Source organism: Verrucomicrobiaceae bacterium (assembly GCA_016713035.1).
Lineage (GTDB): Bacteria > Verrucomicrobiota > Verrucomicrobiia > Verrucomicrobiales > Verrucomicrobiaceae > Prosthecobacter.
Genome location: JADJPW010000004.1, coordinates 155,214 through 180,009 on the forward strand (window position 1 = coordinate 155,214; position 24,796 = coordinate 180,009).

Here is a 24,796-nt window from a genome sequence, read left to right on the forward strand (position 1 = left end):
AGAAACTCACTGCATCAGCCCCAGTGACTTCAGAAAGACATCCGTCTTCCGCAGTGTGTCATCGAGCAGGATGGCATCTCGCATGAGGTAGCCGTGAGCACCGCCCTCATTCACATCGAGCTCGCTGCGGTTTCCGGCTTTGAGCATGGCCTCGTGAAAGGTCTTGGCACCAGCAAAGGGCGTCACCGTATCTCCCGTGCCATGAAACGTAAGCGTGGGCGGCAATCCGGCATGGACATGATGCGCTGGCGAAAGCTCCTGCCAACGCGGGCCGATTTTTGCCTGCCCGTAGCCGTCTTTCGAGGTATCGATCACCGGAAAGAGCAACACCAGCGCATTGGGCGATGCGGAAACCGTGAGATCTTCCCCATCCTCGTTCACCTGATCAAAAAGCGCTGTCGAAGCGGCCAAATGACCTCCGGCGGAACCGCCACTGACGATGATTTTCTGCGGATCGATGCCCAACTCAGCCGCGTGACTGCGCAGATAGCGCACAGCGGAGCGGGCATCCTTCACACAATCAAAAACACTCACGCCAGTCTTCACACTGTGGAGCCGGTAGGACATGCTGATACCCACCAGCCCCTTTTCCGCGAAATGCGCAGCAAAGGGGTACATGCGTGGCGGTGCTCCACCCGTCCAGCCACCACCGTGAATGACCAGGAAGCATGAGCGCCGATCACTCGCCTGAAAGCCCTGTGGCTCGAAAATATGCATTTTGAGCTCCAAATCGCCCACTTTCTTGTACACGATGGTTTTGGCGGGTTGGAGCTTCGCCGCGCGAGCATCTGTGGCGTCTGGCACTTTGGCCGCAGCGGGGTTTTGAGCCTGCAACGAGCAAACTCCGACAATAAGGAAGCAAATCAGCTTTTTCATGAGGCCCAGGAAAACGATGCCCCCGGTGCCTGGCTTGCGCTTTTCGGTCATCCTCCGCCTCTGAAGCTGGTTTCTTTTTCCCCGAGCTTCGTGTATGCGCAGCTCACCTGTATGAAGTTAAGCTCACGCCAGCATACGATCGACTTCCCCCGCCGCCCGATGGTGATGGGGATCGTGAACATCAATGATGACTCCTTTTGTGGCGATGGGACGCTAGATCCCACGCTGGCTCTGGCGCAGGCCGCGCAGATGCTGCGAGATGGCGCTGACATCATCGACATCGGTGCCGAGAGTGCTCGGACGAATCGGGAGGCGATCAGCGTGAGCGAAGAAATCGACCGATTGATGCCCTTTTTGGCAAAATGGCCGGAGCTGAAGGCGCACCACAATTCCCCGCTGCTCTCCATCAATACCTGGCGCTCCGATGTGATCGCCGCAGTGCTGCCAGAGGGCGGCGACATCATCAACGACATCAGCGGCCTGCCAGATGCCTTCAACGCCAAGCTCTGCGCCGATCACGGTGCCGCACTACTCATCATGCACAGCATCGGGCAGCCAAAGGTGCCCCACACGCATGTGCGCTACGAGAGAATCATGGATGCGCTGGAGCATTTTTTCGAGCAACGGCTCGTCATGGCCGAAAGCGTGGGTTTGCCGCGAGAAAACGTGATTTTGGACCCAGGGATCGACTTTGCGAAGCAGCGGGATGATAACCTGACGATCTACCGCGAGCTGGAGCGGCTGCACCGCTTCGGCAGGCCCATTTTATTGCCCGTCTCACGCAAGACGGTGATCGGGGATGTACTCGGCCTGCCTGCCAATGAACGAGATGCGGGCACGGTGGCCTGCATCGCGGCAGGAATGAGCCGTGGGGCGCAGATTTTCCGCGTACACCATGTCCAGGCCGCTGTGCAGTCCGTGAAGATGCTCTGGGCCGTGCAGAATGCCGCGTGATGAGAGGCTGCTTGTCATGAGCGCATCCTCGCGCATCATCACAGGCCCATGCGCTACTTTTCCACTCGCGGCCAGACGCCGCTGCACACCTTTTCTGAAGCCGTCGAGGCCGGTCTCGCGCCGGATGGCGGCCTGTTTTTGCCAGAATCCCTGCCATCCATCGCGGAGAAGCTGCCGCAGTGGTCCACGCTGACGTATCCGCAGCTCGCGGCGGAGTTTTTCACGCTCTTCGCACCGGAGATCCCGCTCGCAGAGTGGCATACACTCACGGCGGAGGCCTACCGCCGCTTTGAATCGCCCGATGTCGCACCGCTGAGGAAGATCACGGATAAAACCTACATCCTAGAGCTCTTCCACGGCCCTACGCTGGCCTTCAAAGACTTCGCGCTGCAACTACTGGGCCTCCTTTATAAACGGCAGACGAAACTCAGTGGGAAGAAGCTCTGCGTGCTCGGTGCGACCTCCGGCGACACGGGCAGTGCGGCCATCCACGGCTGCATGGGCCAGGATGGTATCCAGATTTTCATTTTGTATCCCAATGGCCGCGTCTCGCCGCTGCAGGAGCGCCAGATGGCCTGCACCGGTGCGAGCAATGTCTTTGCCATCCCGGTGCCCGGCACCTTCGATGATGCGCAGCGTGTGGTGAAAGACTGCTTCGGCGACAAAGAGTTCACCACGGCGGTGAATCTCTCCGCCGTGAACTCCATCAACATCGCCCGCATCTTAGCGCAGTGCGTGTACTACATCTGGGCCGTGCTGCGACTGCCAGAGAAAGACCGCGCGACGTGTGAGTTCGTCGTTCCCACGGGGAATTTCGGCAACGTGCTGGCTGGCTGGCTGGCGCAGCGCATGGGCCTGCCCTGCGGCACTTTCCGCGTGGCGACGAACCAAAATGACATCCTCCACCGCTTCTTCACCTCGGGTGAGTATCGCCAGGGCGAGGTGCATCCGAGTCATGCGCCCAGCATGGACATCCAGGCCGCATCGAACTTTGAGCGCTTCCTCTACTTCGTGCTCGGGGAGGACAGCGCACGCGTGCGTGATGTGATGGCGCGGATCAAAGCCGGTGAGGACATCCACATCGACCTGCCGCCCACCACCTTCCGCGCTAGCCGCATGGATGATGCACGCATCGTCCGCGCTACGGCTCAGATGTGGCAGGATTGGCAGTATGTGCTCGATCCACACACCGCCTGCGGCTTCACCGATGTGGCGACAGATCGTGTCAGCATCGTGCTCAGCACGGCCAGCCCCGCAAAATTCCCAGATGTGGTGCAAAGCGCCACCGGCCATGAGCCGACGCATCCCGCTCTGGAGTCTCTCAAAGCCCGCGAAATGCACCGCTGGCCGCTGGAGGCCACGACGGAGGCCGTGAAGGCCTTCATCCGCGAAAAAGCTGCCGTATCATGAAAATCCTCGCCGCGCTCCTCTTGCTGCCTGTGGCCGCTTTGGCCGAAATCCATCACGCACAGGGCGAAATGGCCGGTGAGGTCACGGCGAACTCCGTTTTTCTCCAAAGTCGGCTCACGGCGACTCCGGGGCCAGTTTTGGATGAAAGCGGCGATGTGCCAGGACAGGAAGGCGAGGCCTATTTTGAGTGGAGTGAGGCCGCTGATTTCTCCAAACCGACACGTAGCAAATGGAGTGAGGCAAAGGCGGAATACGATTTCATCATCCGCACCAGCGCCAGCAATCTGAAACCGGGCACGCTTTATCACTACCGGCTCGTTTTTGGCGAAACCCGCGAAAGTGCCAAACCCGGCCCGACACGCAGCTTCAAGACTCTGAGCGAAAGTGGCGACGTGAGCTTCTGCATGGGCAGTTGCATGAATTACCACGCCTTCATGCATGGTAAGTCCAACGGCGGCGGCCCCGTCACAGCCACCGAAGAGGACAAACTGCTCGGCTATCCCTCCTTCGCCGCCATGGCCGCGCTGAGGCCGGATTTCTTCATCGGCACGGGTGACATCGTTTATTACGATCATCCCGCGAAACCCGCCGCACAGACACTGCCGGAGCTGCGTCGCAAATGGCATGAGCAGGCCCGCTTTCCGCGATTGATCGATTTCTTCGCACACACTCCCGCTTATTGGTCCAAAGACGATCACGACTTCCGCTTCAATGATGCCGATCTGCGAGCCGGTAAGCTGCCAGAGCCGGCCACGGGCATCGAAATCTTCCGCGAGCAGATGCCCATGTTCGCGATTTGGGATCGCAGCACGCCCACCTATCGCACCCACCGCGTGCACCGGCATTTGCAGCTCTGGTTTGTCGAAGGCCGCGACTACCGCTCGCCGAACAAAATGCCCGATGGCCCCGAAAAGTCGATCTGGGGCCGTGAGCAGCGCGAGTGGCTGCAAAACACGCTCCAGGCCAGTGAGGCCACCTGGAAGGTCATCATCACCCCGACGCCGATGGTCGGCCCGGATCGCAACAGCAAGACAGACAACCACACCAACCTCGCCGGCTTCAAACATGAGGCCGACAGCTTCTTTGCCTGGCTGCGTGAGAAGAGCGTGCAAAACGTGCTCACCTTCTGCGGCGACCGCCATTGGCAGTATCACAGCATCCATCCGCTCGGTGTGGAGGAATTCTCCGTCGGTGCGCTGAATGATGAAAATGCCATTCGGGGTGAAAAGCCCGGCGGCCCCAAGACGACCGACCCCGAGGGCAAAATCAAGCAACCCTACATCTACAAAGAGCCCACCGGAGGCTTTTTGCGGGTGATGATCGATGATGCGGCCAAGCTGGTGCTCGAGCACCGCGACGATCACGGCACCGTGCTCAATACCGTGACGAAGCAGGCCGCTACACGCTGAATTTCGCCGCGCATTCCGCGCAGCGCTCCTGCACAGCGGTGGTGATGCGCTTGAGCACATCATGCGTGATGCCAGAGGCCTTCATCTCACGCTGAATCTGCACAGCGGCATCTGGGATGATCTGCGCCATTTCGAGAATGCGGCTACGCAGCGCCGCTTCGTCGCAGCGCAGCTCGCTGGCGGCCTTTTTCCACTCACGGGGGCCGATTTGACGCACTTTGTACTGATTTCCGACCCGCATCGCCAGTGTGGCATGCCTCGGGTAAACCTGCTGCGGATAGGGCAGCGAGCTAGCCACATCATACAGCGGAGCGAGGCGCACCTGACCGCCGGGAGCGATGAGAAAAGAGTAGTTCTTCGCATGCGCATCCGTCCCGGCGATGAGCCAGTTCAGGATCAGCGCATCGAGAAAGCGCTGAGCATCGACATCCCGCGCACGCGAGTGCAGGCGGATCATCTCCATGATCTCCACGGCGGAAGGTCCGCCCTGGTTTTGATATTTCATGTGCGGCAGGCGACCCAGAGCCTGGCACATGTCCTCCTGGTGGATGCGCTGCACGCGTGCGCCACTGCGCACACGGTCATAGCGCTCCACCACGATCACAGGCACATCCCCGAAATGCTGGATCACCGATGACGCGGCAGAAAGCCCCAGCGTGCGGGCCAGCGTCATGCAGAAGTGCTCATTCTCGGCGTAGCCATCGAAGTCGCCCGTTGATGGCTTGAAGATATGCGTGGTCGGGATGCTGCCGGAAGGCACGCCCCAGCGCCCCCCTTTTGGATCATAGTGCAGCGCCGTCTTCGGCTGTGCTCCAGCGAGGCTGAAGTGGCCTTGATCGTTGTTAATGCGAGTGGCGCTATGGTCTTTGAGCAAAAGCTGCATGCGCTCACCGATTTCCGCAGCGGTGAGCCATTTGACCTTGCCAGAAAGCGGCGCAGCGAGCCACGCATCCACTTTGTCAGCCTGCACGAGCTGCACCGCGCCCGCACACTCCTCACCCACATTCATGAGCAGGCGGAAAGGATTGCGCGGGGAGACATGGAAGCGCTCGCCCCAGCGCTTCAGCACACCTTCATTATCCGGCAGCAGGCCCCAGAGAAAAGCCTCCACGACCTCATGGCGGTGATCCGTGGCCGCAAAAGGCATGGAAAGCGAAAGCGGGAACGCATCCCCGCCTCCTGTGCGCCAAGCGTCTTCATAGCAGAAGCTATAGTGATCCCGCCGCCGGTCCCACTGCACGGTGCCCATACGCCGACCTCCGGCCAGAGCGTGGAGTTCTTCGATCATGCTCATGACTTGAATTTGTAGGGCACTGAGGTTTCACGGATGATGCTATCAAGATCAATCTGCATCGAAGGCGGACTATCACGATAGTCCACAGCACGGCGTGGGCCGATTTTTGGCAACACATCCACCTGGATCGGCACATCCAGTTCATTGAGTGCACGCATCACGAGGCCGATCTGCGCAGTGGCCTTTCCCTGCTCGAGCTGCACCACCCAGAGGCGGCTCACACCGAGCCGCTTTGCGAAGACTTCCTGTGTCCAGCCAAGCTGCTTGCGCTGATCACGGATGAGAAGGCCGATTTCTTTGGGGGTTCTGATTTGCATCAAGAATTCTCGCACTGTCATCGAACGCTGACAATTGGTTTTTGTATCCGTTCGCTAACTTTACCGGAAAGAATGCGCTCGATTACATGGTGCAACCGGTTGCAAAAGGCCCTCCATCAGCCCTTTTGCCCATTTTGGCCTTTCTTGACCTTTTAACTGCGAAGCCTTGACCCGCCCCGCATGCTTTTCTAACTCTCCCTTCCTACAAAACCATGTCCGCCCAGCCTACCATCTATTACACGCTCACTGACGAAGCCCCGCTCCTCGCCACGCATTCGTTTCTCCCCATCGTGCAGGCCTTCACAAAGCCAGCGGGCATCGCGGTCGAAACCCGGGACATTTCCCTCGCGGGCCGCATTTTGGCCCAATTCGGCCTCCAGGGCGATGATTTGAGCTTTTTGGGCAAACTCTGCCTCGAACCGACAACGAACATCATCAAGTTGCCAAACATCTCCGCATCGGTGCCTCAGCTCAAAGACGCCATCGCTGAATTGCAGGCCAAGGGCTTCAATGTGCCCGATTTCCCAGAAAAACCCGTCACCGACGACGAAAAAGCCGCCCGTGCGAAATACGACAAAGTGAAGGGCAGCGCGGTGAATCCCGTGCTGCGTGAAGGAAACAGCGACCGCCGTGCCCCGAAGGCCGTGAAGGACTACGCCCGCAAAAACCCGCACAGCATGGGCAAATGGTCCCCTGCATCGAAAACCCGCGTGGCCACGATGGGCAAAAACGACTTCTTCAGCAACGAAAAGTCCGTCTGCGTCCCTGCCGCCACAGACGTGCGCATCGAGCTCGTCACCGCTGGTGGCGAGGTCAAGGTGCTGAAGGAAAAACTCGCTCTAAAAGCCGGTGAAATCATCGACGGCACCTTTTTGAGCAAGGCTGCGCTGGTGAGCTTCCTCGCCGAACAGATCGCCACGGCAAAAAGCGAAAACCTCCTCCTCTCGCTGCATTTGAAAGCGACCATGATGAAGGTCAGCGACCCAATCATCTTCGGCCACGCCGTCCGCGTTTTCTTCAAAGACCTGCTCAGCAAACACGCCGCCGCACTCGCGGAGATCGGATTCGATGCCAACAATGGCCTCGGCGATCTCTTGGACAAACTGCCCAAGCTCCCTGAAGCCAAGCGTGCCGAAATCGAGGCTGACATCCAAGCTGCCTACGCCAGTGGCCCTGCCCTAGCGATGGTCAATAGCGACAAAGGCATCACCAATCTGCATGTACCCTCCGACGTCATCGTCGATGCCTCCATGCCCGCCATGATCCGCAGCTCCGGCCAGATGTGGAATGCCGCTGGTCAGCTCCAGGACACGCTCGCCATCATTCCAGATAGCAGCTACGCCTCCATCTACACCGCCGTCCTCGACTTCTGCCGCAAGCACGGTGCCTTTGACCCGAAGACCATGGGTAGCGTGCCAAACGTCGGCCTCATGGCCCAGGCCGCTGAGGAATATGGCAGCCACGACAAAACCTTTGAAATCCCCGCCGCAGGCACCGTCCGCGTCGTCACAGCGGATGGGCAGGTGCTCATCGAGCACAAAGTCGAGGCCGGAGACATCTGGCGTGCCTGCCAGACGAAGGACGCCCCCGTGCAGGACTGGGTCAAGCTCGCCGTGAACCGCGCCCGCGCCAGCAACACGCCCGCCGTCTTCTGGCTGGACAAAAACCGTGCTCACGACGCCCAGATCATCACCAAAGTGGAGCAGTATCTCAAAAATCATGACCTCAGCGGCCTCGACATCCGCATCCTCGACCCCGAAGCGGCTTGCAGCTTCAGTTTGGAGCGCATCAAAGACGGCAAAGACACCATTTCCGTCACGGGCAATGTCCTGCGTGACTACAACACCGATCTCTTCCCCATCCTGGAAGTCGGCACCTCCGCGAAGATGCTCTCCATCGTCCCACTGATGAACGGTGGCGGCCTTTTCGAGACGGGAGCCGGCGGCTCGGCTCCGAAACATGTGCAACAGTTCCAGGAGGAAAACTACCTGCGCTGGGACAGCCTCGGGGAGTTCTTCGCCCTGGCTGCCAGCTTCGAGCATCTGGCGGATACCTTCAAAAACGCGAAGGCCAAAGTCCTCGCAGACACCCTCGATGCCGCGAACGGCCAATACCTCGAGCATGATCGCAGTCCGGGGCGTAAACTCGGCACCCTCGACAATCGCGGCAGCCATTTCTACATCGCGCTCTACTGGTCCCAGGCCCTGGCGGCCCAAACGGCCGATGCCGACCTCGCAGCGACCTTCAAACCCATCGCAGAAGCCCTCACCGCGAACGAAAGCAAGATCGTGGCCGAGCTCCTCGCAGCCCAAGGCAAACCCGCCGATACCGGCGGCTACTACAAGCTCGACGAGGCCAAAGCCGAAGCAGCTCTGCGCCCGAGCGCTACGCTGAATGGGATCCTCGCCAGAGCGTAAGCCCACCAGCAGCAAACCGGATGCCACAGATCTCCCATGGAGGGCTTTTCCATGGTGAGATGGGGCTCCATGGCGTCCATGGGCCAAAATCGAGGGCGAATATGACCTCATTCTCGCCCATTTCGACGTTGCCCACGGCATGGAGCCGTTTATGGCAAAAGACTCCTTTTTGAGTCCCCCACTGAATGAGCATTCTCGAAGTCATCATCCTGCTACCGATCCTCGCCGCGCTCGCGGTCTGGGCTGGAGCCCCCGCACGGGCGCTATCCGTCGGCGTGGCACTGGTCAATCTCGTCACCACGATCTACCTCTGCTGCAAATACACCTCCCAAGGAGGTAGCGGACTCGCCCACACCTATGCGCGGCCCATTCTGGACAATCCGGCCATTAGCTTCTCGGTCGGTGCGGACGGTGTTTCGCTCATTTTGGCGCTGTTGAGCAGTTTGGTGCTCTTTGCGGCGGTGTGGCAGATTCAGGACCGACCGGCCATTTTTTACATCGCCTCACTTTTGATCGGTGGAGGTGCCCTGGGAGCCTTTTTGACCACGGATTTGTTCTTCATCTACGCCTTCCATGAGCTGGCGCTGATTCCCACCTTCCTCATGATCGCCCTGCACGGCCACGCCGAGCCGGAGATGCGGAAAAAAGTCGCCTGGAAGACCACGATTTACCTCGGAGCAGGTAGTCTGGTGCTCCTGGCGGGCCTGGTCTGGCTGGTGCTGGAGTTCAGCCAGGGCAATGTCATCACCTTTGATCTGGAAGCGCTGAAATCCGTCGCGGTCAAAGCGCCGCTGGCCGTGAACACGCAGGCGACGCTGTTTTTTGTCCTGCTCCTGGGTTTTGGCACTCTGGTGAGCCTATTCCCCTTTCATAGCTGGGCTGCGCCGGCCTACGCGACCGCGCCTACCCCTGTCGCCATGCTGCATGCCGGTGTGTTGAAGAAATTCGGGCTCTACGGCCTCATCAAGATCGCACTGCCCCTGCTGCCTCAGGCTGCACAAGTGCCCTGGGTGCAAAATGCACTGCTACTCATGCTGCTGGGCAATATTTTGATCATGGGCCTCGTCACCATCCACGCCAGCCGCTTGGACGACACCTTGGCAAACTCCAGTGTCATGCACATGGGCTACATCTTCCTGGCACTCGCCGCAGGTAGCGAGGTCGCGCTTAAGGGTGCGGTGCTACTCATGTTCGCCCATGGTGTATCCATCGCGCTGCTCTTTGCGCTCGCTGGAAAAATGCGCAACCAGCTCGGCACGCTCGAATACACCAAGCTCGGCGGCCTCGCGTCCCATGCGCCGGCCTTCACGGTACTCTTCGCCTTTGGCACCTTCGCGAGCATCGGCCTGCCAGGCTTGAGCAACTTCGCAGGCGAAGTCATGGTCTTCATCGGCAGCTTCACCGGTTTTAATGGTTCCCTCACCAATCTGCACTGGACCGTCATCCTCGCCTTATGGGGCGTGGTCATGAGTGCGGTGTACATGCTCCGCGCCTACCGCAGCATCTTCCAAGGCAGCGCCACCACGGGCCTCTTCATGAGTGACCCTGCCCTGCCCCAGCGCCTTCCTTTGATCCTCCTCGCCGCCACCCTGCTCATCACCGGCTGCTGCCCCTGGCTGCTGCTGAATCTGCTGAAGGGTGCTCTGGCGGCGGGTTAACCAATTTCCTACTCTTCCTCTTACTCCTACTCCTCCTCCCCTGATACGAGGGCCAATGGACGCCCGACAAGGGAGGAGGAGTAAGAGTAGGAGGAAGAGAAAGATGCCCCTTTCCCCCCCATGTCCGTCTTCACCATCGAATCCCTCATCGCCATCCTCGGCATCGTCCTGCTCATGGTCGAGGCCTTTATGCCTGCCGTCTCGCGTCGCACGCTCGGACTGACAGCCATTGCAGGCACCGTGATCGCCTTTTTGCTGCTCTGCGTGGCGGGTGATGGCCTACCGGCCTTCGTCGCCCCGTGGCACAGGCTCGATTCGCTCGCCTTTTTCTACAAAGGCTTCGCGCTCATCATCACCGCGCTCGTCTTGTGGCTCACGCTGGAATGCGCCCCCTACCTCAGCCGCTACACACTCGATGGCAAGCTGGCAGAGATGTTCAGCCTGCCGCTCATCGTCTGCGCAGGCATGATGTGGATGGCTAGCGCTCGTGACCTCGTGACCATCTTCATCACGCTGGAACTCGTCACCATCAGCTTCTACGTGCTCGTCGCCTTTGCGCGGAAAAGCGCTCTAAGCCTCGAAGCAGGCGTGAAATACCTCATCCTCGGGGCTCTCAGCACCGGGGTGCTCGTCTATGGCATTGCCTGGATCTACGGCGCCACCGGGACGATGAGCCTCGATGGCATCGCCGCCGCACTGGCCAAGCCAGAAACCAGCCAAGGCACCGCCCTCTTCGGAGCGGCGCTACTGCTCGCCGGACTCGGCTTCAAAGTCGCCGCTGCGCCCTTCCACATGTGGGTGCCAGACGTGTATCAAGGTGCGCCGACACCTGTGACGGCCTTTTTATCCGTCGGATCGAAAGCCGCAGGCTTCATCGTCCTCACGCGTGCCGTGATGGCCTTCACGGGTGAGAACAGCTGCATCGCCCCGCAAGTCCAGAGCCTCCTCCTCGTCGGCGGTGCCCTGACGGTGCTGCTCGGCAGCCTGCCTGCCATCTTCCAGCAGAATGTGAAGCGCCTCCTGGCCTACTCCAGCATCAGCCACGCAGGCTACCTCGTCCTCGCGCTGGCATGCGGTGGCGGTGGTCGTTTCGGCATCGGTAGCAGCGGCATCGTGGCCTTTTACCTCGCCACCTACCTACCCATGACCGTGCTGGGCTTCCTCGCGCTCGCCATCATGCGCAGCAATGGTCAGGGTGAGGAATTGAAGGACTTCCAGGGCCTCTCCCGGCGCTCCCCACTGCTGGCGCTCATCATCACGCTGGCTTTTGCCAGCCTCGCCGGCCTACCGCTGACCGCCGGCTTCATCGGCAAGATGTTCGTCTTCCTCAGCCTCGCCGATCACGGCCACTGGGGTGCCCTCACCTGTGCCGCCATCGCCGCCGCCGCAGGCTTCTACTACTACTTCCGCATCATCCTAGCCATGTACACCAGCGCCGGGGCCGATGACGCCCCCGCTGCCACCCTGACGATCAGCCCCATGACCAAAGGCCTCGCCGTCGCCCTCGCCGCGATCATCGTCGTGCTCGGCGTGTATCCAAAGCCGCTGCAAAAAGTGCTCACGCCTGCGGGTGCGAGCGTGGTGGTGAAGTGAGATTGACTGAAACTGGGCAGGGCGCTAATTGGCCCGCATGGCCGGTTTTCAAAAAAGCACCAAACCCATCGACTGCCCACATTGCGGAGCGAAGCTGCTGCTCACCATCGAATGGATTGGCTATGGCCCTGCCAATGAGTGGGAACATGAAGATTGCCCCAAGTGTGGCAAAGAAGTTGCCAGTGAAAAATGTGGCAGCATCAAGGCTGAACTTGCCAAAGACTGAACTTCACCGCCGCAGGGCGTTCACCAGATTATTGTAGGCGTTGCGCAGGGACTCCATGTCGGGATCAGCCATGGGTGAGTCCAGAGTTGTCACGTTGTTGGAGTTGTTGCTGCACTGGCTCAGGTTGTTTTGCAGGGCGTTGTTGAGGTCGGTTTGCGTCACTTCGCCGGGGATTCCTTGTGGGCCTTGGTTGCCGTCGTTGCCGCGTGGGATGGCAAAGGTGAAGTGCACGTTCGACCCGTCGAAGCTGACGCTGACGGTGGCGTTTTGGCCGGGATCGAGCGTGTTGACGTTATCGACGACTGCGCCGGCAAAGGGCGGGCCTTGGGGGCCGGTGCCGCCATCGTTTCCGTTGTTGCCCTGGGGGCCTTGTTGGCCCTCTGGCAGGCCGAAGCTGAAGTGCAGCACGCTGCCATTGAGGCTGATGCCGACGCTAGCGGCGCTGCCCGGTGGTAAGGTGCTGACGCTGTCTACTTCCACGCTGGTGATGCCGCTTTGAATGGCGTCGATGAGGCTTTTGAGGGAGGCGAATTGCTCGCGAAAGCGATCGCCGTCGATGAGGAGGCCGTTTTGCGGCCAGTTGGGGTCGTAGGGCATGATGTGTTCTTGGTTCGTGGTTCTTCGTTCTTGGTTTCTGAATCTTCCTCCTCCTCTTCCTCTTCCTCTTCCTCCCGGAATGGACGGCTCCTGGCTTTCGCCAGGCGGTTTGGCCTTCGCTTCCGGGAGTCGGAGGAGGAGTAAGAGGACGAGTAGGATCACCTGCGGTGGGCTTCAGGTCACGATGGCCTCAGCAACAGGACCAGGGGCACTCTCGCCGGCGTCGTTCACGCTGGTGACGCGGGCTTGTACGGTAGCTCCGGCGGTTAGGCCGGGGATCGTGGCATCACTCTCCGTCACGGTCAGCACGGCGCGGAAGTCCGCGTCCACGCCGATGATTTTGATCCACACCCGCCAGCGGTCGGCACGCAGGCTATCGTCCCAATCCACCAGCAGGCTGTGATTCGGACCGGGCAGCACCGTGGTGAAGCTGGGGGCCTCCGGCGTCTCCGCATCCGCCGGGCGATTGAGGCCAAAGGCATGCCACAGCGCATCTTCCGCTGAGAGCAGCGTCTCCAGCTCAGTCACCAGCCCAGTCATGCGCAGGCGCAGATTCCGCTCCGCATTGTCTCGGGCCACTTTGGCTTGGCCGCTCTCGGTGATCTTTTGGCCGAGGGTGGCGCGGGCATTGCTGATCGCCGTGTGAGCCGCATCGGCCAATGCCGCCGTCACCTCCATGTCCGCGCTCTCGTGGGCAGGGTGTGCGGTGAAATAGGCTTTCAGGCTCGCGATCAGGTCAAAACGCTCATCCTGCGAACGCGGGATACCCGTGGTGCCCGGCTGCCACCCGGCGGATTCCCATTCCGTACTCGCCGCTTCGCCAAAAAACTTCGACAGACGCTTGCGGGCATTGGTGAGCAGGATTTTCCCAGAGGTATCTGCCGAGGTCGCTGCGGCGTTCGCCGTCTTTTTGACGACCTTGCACTCGCCGTAAGTCGTTTCCGCCGCCCGTGCGGCAGCGAGGGCAGCGCGGATCACCGCCTCGGTGTTTTGTTTCACGCCCACGGGCGTCTCATGCTGGTGGAGCCCGTCCGCCATGTCCTCAGCGAGGGCAAAGAGCAGGTCGAGCTTATCGGGGAGTCGGTTGGAGGCCATAGTGCGTCGGTTGGGGGAAGAGCGCGGACTTTCCGAGGCCGAGAAGCGTGAACCATCACCGAAAAAAGCTTGTCCGAAACGGGCCACTGCAGGGTGGGAGGGAAAAGCAGCGCAAGGTTGCAGTTGGGGTGGATGATCCGCCCCCGCCGAGCACGACACCCAGCGGTGTGAAGGCGAATAATGCCCGTTTTTACCAAAAACGGCTCCTAGCGTCAATAGGCTCGTTTGGGCAGCCTCCCCCACTGTGTCCGCTGCATCGCCCCCGCCCCCGTCGTGGAAACACCTGTGCAGCCTGCCACAGCCCGCCCACCGCCGTGTCGCCCCCCGTGCAGCCTGCAACCGCCCGATCACCGCCATGTCAGCCCTCGTGCAGCCTGCAACCGCCCGATCACCCCCGTGGCAGACCTCATGCAGGCCGCAATCGCCCGCCCACCGCCGTGGCTGCCCCTATGCAGCCTGCAATAGACCAGCCACCGCCGTATCCGCCCCAAAACGCTCCGCTCAGCAGCTGCCACCGCCGTGTCCGGGCGAAAAATGCGGCGCCAAACGCTATATTGAGCGCCAGCAAGTTTCGTGAATTTCACTCAAGCCAGTTGGCAACAGAATGGTCGGCAGCAGAATGACAAAACCCTTCTGCATTCTGTTGCCGACCATTCTATTGCCCAGATCACAAAAAAGGGTGCAGCGTCGTCTATTCCAACACCCGAATCACACGCCCCTAGCGCCACAAACCGACATTTGGGTTGCCCTATTCCGGCATAGGCGTGTAAAACCACACCATGAAATCGATCACCCCGTACTTTTTCCACACTTTTGTCGCCTATAAAGGTGCTGACAAACCGACAAAAGTGTTTCCCATCTAGTTTGTTCGGCCAAAAAGCAGAGTCCACCATCAGCAGTCCATGAATATAGTTTTATGCTATCGCGATGAGCCGCTTGGTGATGCATGGAAGAATGCCTTTCACGACATGGCCGGTGTTGAGATTGTCGCAGGAGATATTTGTCGGGTGCCATGTGATGCCATAGTCAGCCCCGCAAACTCATTTGGATTTATGGACGGTGGTTTGGATCACCTCTTGTCCGAGCGATTTGGGTGGGATTTAGAGAAGCGTGTTCAGAAAGCTATTCAGCTTCGACCATTGCGGGAGCTACTGATTGGTGAGGCCATCGTTGTTCCCACTGAGGACGTGCAGATTCCGTGGCTAATTTGTGCCCCTACGATGAGGGTTCCTATGCGTATCCGAACGACCGTGAACGCCTATCTCGCCATGAAGGCCATTCTGAGTGCGGCAATGTCCCACGCCGAATCTTTACCCATTGAGACGATTGCCATCCCTGGGCTCGGCACTGGCATCGGTCAGCTGGCACCAGAGTTGGCGGCAGGGCAGATGGCGCAGGCATATCGTGAGATGGTCTTGGGAGAGCATCGCTATCCAGGTAGTTTCGCTGATGCGCAGAAGATGCACCTCAGTCTAAATCGCTCAGGGATGATCTATGACTGAACCCAACGCCAACAACGGGAACGAACAAGGCGCTGCACCCAACGCGGTGGGGCTTTGGTGTAGCATTGTTCAACTCACGCTTGCCCGGAGCTGGCACGCCCCATGCTTCCCGTGGCCTGCAATGCGGGCTTGCCGCATGGGCCGCGCCAGCTCCTCGTTTAATCCCTTCGTTTGAGCTTGCCGCCACCCCACCGCGTGTGTGAGCTTGGACGTTAGGTCACACTACGCGCCATGAGTATTCCCGCCCTCAAACGTCTTACGATTGCGCTCGGAGTTTTCTGCGCGGTGTTGTTCGTGGGCAGCGGTTTCCTGTTTTGGAGCTACGGCTGGTTGCATGTTCAGGCGGCATTTGCCGACGAGCAGACACAGATTTTCGATGAGATGCGGACACGGGCACTCCAGTCCACGTCACCGCCCGACATCGCAGGCTCACTGGAGTATGCCGTCTTTTATTACCCGTCCGGCAGCAAGCAGCGGGCGGGTTCGCGGCTCGACCGAGTGGTTGAGCGTCATCGCACGGCGGTTGTGCGCGAAATCGTCGCGCATCTTCGTCGCACTACCGGACAGGATTTGGGCGAGAGTCCAGAGCCTTGGATTCAGAAGTATGCACAGAGATAGACAGACCGTGTGGCCTAACGTGAAAGGGTGCATGGCTGCGAGCTACGCGAGCCAGCAGATGCCCCTGGGGTTGAACCCAGCCTTGCCGCGATGAGGGGTGGATGACGAATGACCCCGATCCATTGACAAACAAGCCCCGCCAAGGGTAGAACAGCGGAATGAAAAATTATTGGCTAGCTCTTGGGTTCCTCGCAGGTGGTTTCGCGCCCCTCACCGCTACCGCGCAGAGTGATCGCCAAGCGCCGGAGCTGGCGGCGAATTTGGACTCGTTGCTCAATTTCAGCTCCCTCTGGACCTGGGGTGCCGATGATTTTGAAAAGAGCTACACGCCGAAGATGGCGAAACAGGAGGATCAGAAGAAGCCGCCGCAATTTGAGTGGGTGAACGCGGAAAAGACGCGTGCGCGGTTCTCTAGGCAGATGTTTTCCAATATGGAGACGAAGCTCTCCATGTTCGCGGGCTCGATCAAGGTTGAGGAGGCGATTTTGGAGTTTGTGAATGGGAAGGCGGCGCGTTCGACGATCTCGTTCTACAACCGGGGGGACTCGGGGGACATCCAAGTGGCGGAGTTTGAGCGGATTTTTAAGCTCATCGGCCAAAGTCTGGGCCAAGTGCTCAAGGTCGCACCGAAACGGCAACTTTTATCCTCAAACGCGGCGCTGCCCGTCGTCGGCTGGATGTGGTCTTCGCCGCAGGCAGTGGCGCTCCTGGAGTACAATGAGTATCAAGTGCCGGGCAAGCTCACGAAGCCTGAATTCCTGCGCCTGAAGCTCGCGGCACCGAACCAAGCGGACTTTACGATGGGGAAAATGGTCACGGGTGTGCAGAGCATGGAATTGATCAAACGAGTGACCAAAAAGCCAGATGGCGACACCTACATCTCCGGCGTGCCGATGGTGGACCAGGGCGCAAAGGGCTACTGCGTGGCGGCGAGCTGCCAGCGACTCTTTGAGTACCTGCGCATCCCCTGTGACCAGCATGAGATGGCGCAGCTCGTCAGCGCAGATGCGGATAGCGGCGCAAATGTGATGGTGATGCAAAAGAGCCTCACCAAGATCGATGAGCGCTTCAAAGTGAGCTTCAAGCCACTGGTGAACCCATTGCTCTACTACTCGAACAACGGCAAGCGCCGCGTCTCGGACAAGGAGTTCACCAGCATCGTAAAGGAATACGTGAACAAGGGCGTGCCGCTGCTCTGGGCTCTAGAATTGGGTAAAGCTGCCGAGGAGCCACCTCTGCCTGGCAGTGGCCAGACTCGCGGCGGGCACATGCGCATGATCATCGGCTACAAGATGGAGAAAGGCCTCATGACGCATGTGCTCTTCACAGACTCCTGGGGGGCCGGGCACGAGCTCAAGCGCATGGCCCTCTACGATGCCTACGATGTGACCATCGGTCTCTACTCCATGGCTCCGCGTGGACTCTGAGCCCATGTTCAGTGACATAGAAGAAGACCATTCGCTCTGTGGAAAAGCAGCGAGGGCCTTTTAGAGCCCGCACCACGCCTCAGAGCGTGCCTCAGATCCATGTCCCATCAGGAATGATGGCATCTTTTGGGAGACAGACGATGCCATCACGGATGTACCAGTTCGGGCCATCGAAATTCTCTGGCTTGCCTTCTGGGGTGATGACGACGTTGTCGCCGACATGCACATTTTTGTCGATGATGGCTCGCTCGATCCGGCAATTCCGGCCGATGCCGGGAGGCGGACGATCCGGGTCCGTACCGCGTGCTCCAGAGTAAAAGTCCGCACCCATGATGATGCAGCTGCGAATGGTGGTACCTGTCTCAATGCGGGATCGCACGCCGATGACAGCATTTTCGATGTGTGCATCGGTGATGATGCAGCCATCCGCGATGAGGGCCTGACGCACTTGGGCACCATTGAGCTTGCTAGCGGGCAGGGCACGGCTGTGGGTGAAGATGGGCGAGGTGGAATCAAAGAAATCGAATGGTGGCACCGTGCGGCAGAGGTCCAGATTGGCCTGGAAAAAGCTGCGGATGGTCCCGATGTCCTCCCAGTAGCCGTGGAAGTTATACGCCTGCACCTTCCTGTCACGGATGGCGGCAGGGATGATGTTCTTGCCGAAGTCGTTGTGCGTGTTGTTGAGGCACTCCTCCAGCACGTTCCTATTAAAGAGATAAATGCCCATGCTGGCCTGAAAGCGTGGCTCATCCCCCTCGATACCGAGGGCGCTGACCGTGGCCGGGTCCATGCGCAGTCTTTCGAGCACGGCAGGATCTTTCGGCTTTTCGACGAACTCATAGATGCGACCACTTTCATCACTATGCATGATGCCGAAGCTGGTAGCATCCCGTTCACTCACTGGCAGTGTCGCGATGGTGATGTCCGCATCTGCTCCGAGATGCTGACGCATCAATTTGCGGAAATCCATCCGGTAAAGCTGGTCCCCACTGAGAATGAGGAAGTGCTCGTGATCCCCTTCTAGGAAGTATCGCAAGTTTTGTCGCACCGCATCCGCCGTGCCCTGATACCAGCGCTCACCATCTGGCGTCTGCTGCGCAGCGAGCACCTCCACAAAACCACGCGTGAACTGATCAAAGCGATACGTGCGGTTGAGATGGCGGTTCAGTGAGGCGCTATTGTACTGTGTGAGCACATAGACTTGGCGCAGGCCAGAGTTGATGCAGTTGCTGATCGGCAGATCGACGATCCGGTATTTACCAGCTAGCGGCACGGCAGGCTTCGCGCGGTCTTTGGTCAATGGAAACAGCCGCGTGCCCGCGCCCCCGCCCATGACGATGGCCAGCGTGCTGCGGCGGAGGAGGGAGTCGGCTTCTATTTCGGCGGCGCGTTTGGTGCTCATGTGTATGCGGTGTTTGTGTGTAGCTATTTCCCTGAAACAAGGCCGAGAGGCAAGCGTTCTTCTCCGCCCCAACCCTGCTTCTGACCTGTGAAACGCTCATTCTTGCCCTCGCTTGCCACTCTTTTGCTCTCCTCGCCTATTTTCGGGGCGGTGAGCTTCGAAAAAGAAATCTTACCCTTCCTCACGAAGAAGTGTATCGACTGCCACCGTGCCCCCTATGAAGAAGCAGGCAAAAAAAAGGAGCCCAAGGCCGGTCTGCGCCTCGATGCGGCTTGGGCCATCGTCAAAGGCAGTGAAAACGGCCCTGTCCTCACAGCAGGCTCCCCTGTCAAAAGCGCCATCTTTGAGTCCGTCATGCTGCCCAAGGATGATGACGGTCACATGCCCCCAAAAGGCGACGATTTGACCAAAGAAGAAGTCGCTCTGCTGAAAAAGTGGATCGAAGAAGGAGCAGAGTTCGGCCCCTGGATGGGCAACACAGAGGGTATGCCCGCCGGAGCCGCTATCCAGGCCCAGCGAGCCTTCGTTCCGCGCCAGCATGACCTGTACTTTGCCGCTCTGGAAAAGGAAGTGAAGCCCCTAGCGGCAAACGTACTCGCAGCGGCTAAAACAGCCGGTGCTCAGGTCGCGTCCGTCAAAGTGGAAAGTGCGCTGGTGCGTGTCGATTTCCTCACCGGCGTCTCCAAGTGCGATGACGCGAAAGTGGAGTCCATCCTGCCACTCAAAGAAAACATCGTACAGCTCGATCTCGGCCGCACCGTCATCACCGATGCCGCCCTCAAGAGCATCAGCCAGCTCCCACGCCTGCTGCAGCTCGATCTGCGCCAGACCAAAATCACCGATGCAGGCCTAGAGGCCCTCAGCAGCATGAAAAAGCTCCAAAACATCAATCTCTATGGCACCGAAATCAGCGACGCTGGCCTCCAGCACCTCGCCAAGATTCAGAGCCTCAAAAACGTCTATCTCTTCCAATCCAAGGCCACAGAGGCCGGAGCGAAAAAGCTCGCCGCATCGATCAAAGGCCTCAAGGTCAGCGTGAAGTGAATTTGATCCGCAGAACAAACCTTAGCCCACCCCAATGAAAAAAACACTCCTCATGATCGCCACCCTCCTCAGCACCGTCCTGGGCACCGCCCATGCCGGTGAAGGCAAAAAAGCCAGCTATGATGCCCCCGCCGTCAGCGGCGTGAATCAGGATGGCAAAGCCGTCAACTTCACCGACGTGTATGCCAAAGGCCCCACCGTCGTCTTCTTTTACCCGAAAGCCGATACTCCCGGCTGCACCAAGCAGGCCTGCTCCCTGCGTGACGCCTTCGCCGATCTGAGCAAAGACGGCGTGCAGGTGCTCGGCGTCAGCTTTGACAAAGCAGAAGCCCAAAAAGCCTTCCAGGATAAATTCAAGCTCCCCTACGACCTCATCGCCGATCCCGAGGGCAAAATCGTCGAGGCCTTCAAAGTCGAAAAAATGCTCCGTGGCGTGCTCTCACTCGCCAAGCGTAGTTGTTTCCTCATCAAAGGCGGAAAAGTCATCTGGGAAGACTTCCAAGCCAGCACCGATAAGCAGGCAGAGGACATCAAGCGTGTGCTCGCAGAGACGAAGTAAGCACCGCAAAAGTAAAAACAATCCAATCAGGGCCAAGGAGTCGATCCTTGGCCCTTCTTGTTATCTGTGCCCATCCCGCCGCCCCATCTATTGACGACTTTTCCCTTCATGCGGTAATCTCACCCCATGTCCCTCTGCCGCCGCCTCCTGCGTCTCCTCCTCATCGTCTCGCTCACACCGGTGGTTTTTCTCCTCTCGTGCCAATCCAAGCTCATCTACCACCCACGGAGCTATGGCGAGGCATACGTGGCACTCCTGCGGCAAGCCAAAGGCCACCGCATCCACTACCAGACCACGCAAGGGGCCCAGACAGCCTTTTTCATCCCACCACGGCATGGAGATGCCCGCACGGCACCGCTATGGCTCTGTTTCTCAGGAAACGGCTCCCTCGCCCTCGATTGGCTACGCGTGAATGAGGCGTGGGATAGCCGCTACGCCTACCTACTCATCGATTACCCCAGCTACGGCGACTGCGCGGGGAAGCCCACACCGAAAAACATCCGTGAAAGCAGTACTGCTGCCTTTGCGGCACTCGCCATGGATTTAGGACAGGACGCAGATTCCCTCAAAACACGCACCCTAGTGCTCGGACACTCCCTGGGAGCCGCCGCCGCCCTCATGGCCACAGAGGACCTCAAACTCCATCGAGGCGTGCTCATCGCCCCCTTCACCAGCATGACCGACATGGGGCGCGTGGTACTCGGCTGGCCACTCTGCTACCTGAATATGCACCGCTTTGATAACCGCACAGCAATGCAAGCCACCGCAGGAAACGGCCCCGCCCAATTCATCCTCCTCCACGGCACCGATGACGAAGTCATCCCCATCCGCATGAGCCGTGAGCTCGCCGCATCCCATAAGGACATGATCCGCCTCCAAGAGCTCCCCGGCATGCACCACAACGACATCCTCCATCTCGCCACAGAACAGATCGCAACAGCGATGGACCGAGTAGCAGCAAAGTAGAGACACTCTTTCAGCAGCCCGAAGAATCTCTTTATCTCATCTCTCGCGTTGTTCATCTCCAAACCCAACACCATCAGCAAAGGCAGCACATGCGCCCCGCTGATCGTCACAAACAGAAGCGGAAACATCTGTCCGCCTGATGCGGTTGAGGAGGGGCTGGATGGTTGTCATATCGATTTTGAGAGTGCGCTTGAACAGTCTTCAGCTATACAAAAGCGATAAATTGACATCGTTAACTGCCAGTCCCAACGACGCCCACCGAAATGAAAGACCTTTTTGACCAACCCGACGCCCGTCCGCTCGTGAAGCGGCTCTCAGACTTCGGGTGTCATTATGTGGTTGAGCTTCGTTCAGACGATACCACTCCAGATTATGCCCGAGCAGAGTATCTGGACCTGATTCCTGGGAAGCGGGGGGACCGCAGCACAGCGCTCCCGGTACACGCAGTTGTAGAGCATCAGAACGCACCCGTTTTGTATGTCGTCGATGGTGAGCCCGACGACTTGGAGGGACTCCAGAAGCAGCTCGCCAATCGTAGTGATGCGGCGTGGCTGGGAATTCTGCGTCCTGGCGAACTGGAAGTGCGCCCTATCTCTTTCAAGCCCAAGCCCAACGAACAGGCCACGAAGCGTGCTGGTGATGACGACGCTCCACTGTTTTTCCAGCGGTTGATTCACGGCCAAATGGACAAACGTGCCGGGTCTCCCAAGGCGATGGATTATGTGGCGAAGTTGATCTTCGATCAGTTGATGGTCACTGCTAGGAGGTTTGTGCCAGCTCACGGCACCACCGATCCCACAAGGCTCACTGGTCTAGAGGTGCTCTCCATGTGCGGTCGCGCTTTGTTCTTCCGCTTTCTCATCGACCGAAAGATCGTTGTTCCCGATGACCGCCCTGACATCTGCGAAAAGGCCAAGGACTTGAAGGATGTCTTCTCGAATGTCGAAAAGGCGGCACAAACCTCCGCCTGGCTGGATGCCACCTTCAATGGTGACTTCTTGCGCCTTTTCAGCGAGCAACAAGACCAGTCCATCCCCACGGATGATATACCGGCACGGACAGCGGCTTATCGACGCTACTACAAGACAGTGCATGATCGCGTTGGAGCCGACTTCTTTGATCATCTTCGAGCTATACTCAAAGGCTGGATAGTCAGCGCGAAATCCCAAGCGATCGAGGAGGAACTCGATCTCGACTGGAGCGAGATGAATTTTGCCCACGTCCCAGTTGGCGTGCTCAGCCAGGTGTACGAGAGCTACAGCCATTGGGTGGAGGGTGAGGAGGCAAAGAAGGCCAGTGTCCACTACACACCCCTGCCGATTGCTCGGCTGATGGTGGATCAATGTTTCGGCCCAGGTGCGGTGAAAGATCCGGCGCACGCCCGTGTGCTGGATCCAGCCTGTGGCGCGGGCATTTTCCTCGTGCTCGCTTTTCGTCGCCTCATCCAGAAGCGCTGGGAGCATGACGAGCAGGCACCTGACACCAAACTGATCCGCAAGATGCTCCGTGAGCAGCTGACCGGCTTTGATGTCAGCGAGTCTGCGCTGCGGCTGGCAGCCCTGTCGCTGTACATCACCGCGATTGAGATGGACCCCAAACCTCATCCGGTGAACAAACTCCGCTTCGATGACCTGCGTGGCACGGTCCTGCACAGCTTTCGTGATCCCAGTCAGACGGAGGGGTTCCAAATCGGCAGCCTCGGGGAGAATGTGCCGCAGGAATTTGATGCTGCATTTGACCTTGTGATCGGTAATCCACCCTGGACTCGGATAGCGAAAACAATTCAACGCTTCACCGACATCGGCAGGATGGCGTTGAAAGCACGCAAAGATCCGAATTTGGCGGCACTGGCCGAAAACTACGAGAACCCGGACAACAACCCCGACCTCCCCTTCCTGTGGCGGGCGACGATGTGGGCCAAACCTGAGGCCACAATTGCACTGGCTCTGCCAGCCAGGTTGATTCTGCATGCGATGACACGTGGATCAGAGGCGTGGCAGTGCGTGTTACAAGCACTGAAAATCACAGGACTGATCAACGGTGCCGAACTGCGCTGGTCTCAACAGGTGTGGGAGGTCAAAGTGCCCTTCTGCTTGTTGTTCGCGAGAAACTGCACACCAACCGAGCACAAGTCGAACTTCGCTTACGCGGTGCCCCTGAACGACAAAGTTCTAAACAGAGCAGGGCGCTTCCGTATTGATTACCAAACGGTTCATTCCCTGAATTCCGAAAACCTCCGCCAAAAGCTTTGGCTACTCAAGGCCTTGCAGGTCGGCACATGGCGTGGTGTCGAGATATTGGAGTCGATTCAGCAAAGCTTCCCAACAACCTTGGCTGATATATGGCATAGTTGGGATCCGGAAGAAGACCGAACGGGCCTTGGTTTCAATCGTTCACCTGATTCAAAGCAAGAGCCAGCCTCCTGGTTGGCTGATATGAAGGTGTTTGTGAAGCCCGAGGGCAAAGCATTCTTGATACCACATAATGAGCTAAAGACTTACAGTGAGTTGTGGGAGACTGAAACTGCGCACCGCCCAAGAAATGTCGATCTATACAAACCACCGGTTGTCATTGTGCCGGAGTCGCCTAGCGCCTTGCGGTGTTCGCCACGGGCGTATAGGTCGAATAGAAAAATGGCATTTTCAGTCAGCTACTACGGCTACTCTTGTCATACACACCCGGATTCCGAGTTATTGGCTGCCACCATTTTCTTGCTGCCTCACACCTTGTTGTTTGAGTTTTTTCTATTGATGACAAGTGCTCGGTTTGGGGCTGATCGACAGACTTTCAAAAAGGAAGAACTCGATGCTATCCCGTTCCCTGACGTCTCGGCGTTGCCCGCTGAGACAAAAGCTACGATCAAGCGCCTCGCTCACGAGTTGGAAACCAATCCTGCGGCCACCAAACCGTGGGCAGGGATAGACGACTTCTTCTTTCAGCTTTACCAGATCGAGCCGCAGGATGTGCAGGTGATGAAGGACACCCTGTTTTCTGCTGCTCCTTATCGCATCGAGGGCAAAGCGGCGTTTGCCCCTGTCGCGTTCGAGAACGAAAAGGATTATTGCTCGCGTGCGTCCTTTGCTCAGAGCCTCAAGGACATGATTCAGCCGTTTTTTGAGATTTCAGGGCATCAGGTAGAGATAACGATCAAGCCGAAGGGCCTGGAACAACGCCCGCAGTTCGATGTCTGGGCCTTCGTGGCTATTCATCGCAAGGATCAGCCTTTGGAGCTGGATTCCAGATTGCTCAATCATGCAGCCAAGCAGGCCGACACCTACGGGGCCAGCCGCGTGATCGTTCGGCTTGATGGCAAACGGGGTTTGTTGCTCGGCCTTCTCAACGAACAGCGCTGGTGGACCCACACACGAGCCACCTTTTGCGCCCAGCACATCGTCCGTGACTACCTGGATGCCTTTGACCTCAGCGAGTAAC

At 58.7% G+C, this 24,796-nt stretch carries 20 protein-coding genes; 14 read left to right on the top strand and 6 right to left on the bottom strand.

Going from position 1 to position 24,796, the window contains the following annotated elements; genetic code table 11:
* Positions 1-6 precede the first annotated feature (6 nt).
* Positions 7-927 (bottom strand): alpha/beta hydrolase, encoded by a 921-nt coding sequence (locus tag IPK32_14780; GenBank protein MBK8093208.1) that lies wholly within the window; start codon positions 925-927, stop codon positions 7-9.
* A 114-nt stretch (positions 928-1,041) separates the two neighbouring features.
* Here IPK32_14780 and folP point away from each other — a divergent pair, with 114 nt between their 5' ends.
* From folP to IPK32_14795, 3 genes are read left to right on the top strand one after another with little or no spacing between them, the layout of a single operon-like run.
* Positions 1,042-1,830 carry a dihydropteroate synthase gene (gene folP / locus IPK32_14785; GenBank protein MBK8093209.1) on the top strand — a complete coding sequence of 263 codons (789 nt, stop codon included), beginning with the start codon at positions 1,042-1,044 and terminating at the stop codon, positions 1,828-1,830.
* Positions 1,831-1,878: 48 nt separating this feature from the next.
* On the top strand, positions 1,879-3,240 hold the full coding sequence (locus IPK32_14790; protein ID MBK8093210.1) for a threonine synthase: 1,362 nt from the start codon (positions 1,879-1,881) through the stop codon (positions 3,238-3,240).
* Positions 3,237-4,649, top strand: a complete 1,413-nt coding sequence (locus tag IPK32_14795; GenBank protein ID MBK8093211.1) for an alkaline phosphatase D family protein — start codon at positions 3,237-3,239, stop codon at positions 4,647-4,649. Before IPK32_14790 ends, IPK32_14795 begins: the two co-directional genes overlap by 4 nt.
* Here IPK32_14795 and IPK32_14800 read toward each other — a convergent pair.
* Together IPK32_14800 and IPK32_14805 are read right to left on the bottom strand one after the other, a co-directional pair.
* Positions 4,639-5,937, bottom strand: a complete 1,299-nt coding sequence (locus IPK32_14800) for a type II toxin-antitoxin system HipA family toxin (protein MBK8093212.1) — start codon at positions 5,935-5,937, stop codon at positions 4,639-4,641. The genes IPK32_14795 and IPK32_14800 overlap by 11 nt on opposite strands.
* Positions 5,938-5,939: 2 nt before the next feature.
* Entirely contained in the window at positions 5,940-6,260 is a 321-nt protein-coding gene (locus tag IPK32_14805) for a helix-turn-helix transcriptional regulator (GenBank protein ID MBK8093213.1), read from the bottom strand.
* Positions 6,261-6,472: 212 nt separating this feature from the next.
* On the opposite strand from IPK32_14805, the gene IPK32_14810 reads away from it, so the two are divergent.
* The 4 genes from IPK32_14810 to IPK32_14825 all read left to right on the top strand — a co-directional run bounded on the left by IPK32_14810 (position 6,473) and on the right by IPK32_14825 (position 12,154).
* Positions 6,473-8,677 (top strand): NADP-dependent isocitrate dehydrogenase, encoded by a 2,205-nt coding sequence (locus IPK32_14810; GenBank protein MBK8093214.1) that lies wholly within the window; start codon positions 6,473-6,475, stop codon positions 8,675-8,677.
* A gap of 185 nt (positions 8,678-8,862) precedes the next feature.
* A complete protein-coding gene (locus tag IPK32_14815; GenBank protein ID MBK8093215.1) occupies positions 8,863-10,335 on the top strand; it encodes an NADH-quinone oxidoreductase subunit M in 1,473 nt (490 codons plus the stop codon).
* A 120-nt stretch (positions 10,336-10,455) separates the two neighbouring features.
* Complete coding sequence (locus IPK32_14820; protein MBK8093216.1) at positions 10,456-11,928, top strand: NADH-quinone oxidoreductase subunit N; 1,473 nt, start codon at positions 10,456-10,458, stop codon at positions 11,926-11,928.
* Positions 11,929-11,965: 37 nt separating this feature from the next.
* On the top strand, positions 11,966-12,154 hold the full coding sequence (locus IPK32_14825) for a hypothetical protein (GenBank protein ID MBK8093217.1): 189 nt from the start codon (positions 11,966-11,968) through the stop codon (positions 12,152-12,154).
* Between the two features lie 3 nt (positions 12,155-12,157).
* Here IPK32_14825 and IPK32_14830 read toward each other — a convergent pair whose 3' ends face one another.
* Both IPK32_14830 and IPK32_14835 read right to left on the bottom strand, forming a co-directional pair.
* Positions 12,158-12,751 carry a hypothetical protein gene (locus tag IPK32_14830; protein ID MBK8093218.1) on the bottom strand — a complete coding sequence of 198 codons (594 nt, stop codon included), beginning with the start codon at positions 12,749-12,751 and terminating at the stop codon, positions 12,158-12,160.
* A 174-nt stretch (positions 12,752-12,925) separates the two neighbouring features.
* Positions 12,926-13,846 carry a fibronectin type III domain-containing protein gene (locus tag IPK32_14835; protein ID MBK8093219.1) on the bottom strand — a complete coding sequence of 307 codons (921 nt, stop codon included), beginning with the start codon at positions 13,844-13,846 and terminating at the stop codon, positions 12,926-12,928.
* 902 nt (positions 13,847-14,748) lie between these two features.
* Between IPK32_14835 and IPK32_14840 the strand changes: the two genes are divergently transcribed.
* The 3 genes from IPK32_14840 to IPK32_14850 all read left to right on the top strand — a co-directional run bounded on the left by IPK32_14840 (position 14,749) and on the right by IPK32_14850 (position 17,393).
* Complete coding sequence (locus IPK32_14840; GenBank protein ID MBK8093220.1) at positions 14,749-15,348, top strand: macro domain-containing protein; 600 nt, start codon at positions 14,749-14,751, stop codon at positions 15,346-15,348.
* Positions 15,349-15,579: 231 nt separating this feature from the next.
* Complete coding sequence (locus tag IPK32_14845; GenBank protein MBK8093221.1) at positions 15,580-15,966, top strand: hypothetical protein; 387 nt, start codon at positions 15,580-15,582, stop codon at positions 15,964-15,966.
* A gap of 158 nt (positions 15,967-16,124) precedes the next feature.
* Entirely contained in the window at positions 16,125-17,393 is a 1,269-nt protein-coding gene (locus IPK32_14850; GenBank protein ID MBK8093222.1) for a C39 family peptidase, read from the top strand.
* A gap of 91 nt (positions 17,394-17,484) precedes the next feature.
* Here the strand turns inward: IPK32_14850 and IPK32_14855 are convergent, their stop codons facing one another.
* Positions 17,485-18,795, bottom strand: a complete 1,311-nt coding sequence (locus tag IPK32_14855; GenBank protein ID MBK8093223.1) for a glucose-1-phosphate adenylyltransferase — start codon at positions 18,793-18,795, stop codon at positions 17,485-17,487.
* Positions 18,796-18,882: 87 nt separating this feature from the next.
* Between IPK32_14855 and IPK32_14860 the strand changes: the two genes are divergently transcribed.
* The 4 genes from IPK32_14860 to IPK32_14875 all read left to right on the top strand — a co-directional run bounded on the left by IPK32_14860 (position 18,883) and on the right by IPK32_14875 (position 24,795).
* Entirely contained in the window at positions 18,883-19,839 is a 957-nt protein-coding gene (locus tag IPK32_14860; protein MBK8093224.1) for a hypothetical protein, read from the top strand.
* 34 nt (positions 19,840-19,873) lie between these two features.
* Entirely contained in the window at positions 19,874-20,398 is a 525-nt protein-coding gene (locus IPK32_14865) for a peroxiredoxin (GenBank protein MBK8093225.1), read from the top strand.
* 126 nt (positions 20,399-20,524) lie between these two features.
* Positions 20,525-21,364 carry an alpha/beta fold hydrolase gene (locus IPK32_14870; GenBank protein ID MBK8093226.1) on the top strand — a complete coding sequence of 280 codons (840 nt, stop codon included), beginning with the start codon at positions 20,525-20,527 and terminating at the stop codon, positions 21,362-21,364.
* Between the two features lie 263 nt (positions 21,365-21,627).
* Positions 21,628-24,795, top strand: coding sequence for an SAM-dependent DNA methyltransferase (locus IPK32_14875; protein MBK8093227.1), 3,168 nt, complete (start codon positions 21,628-21,630; stop codon positions 24,793-24,795).
* Position 24,796 lies beyond the last annotated feature (1 nt).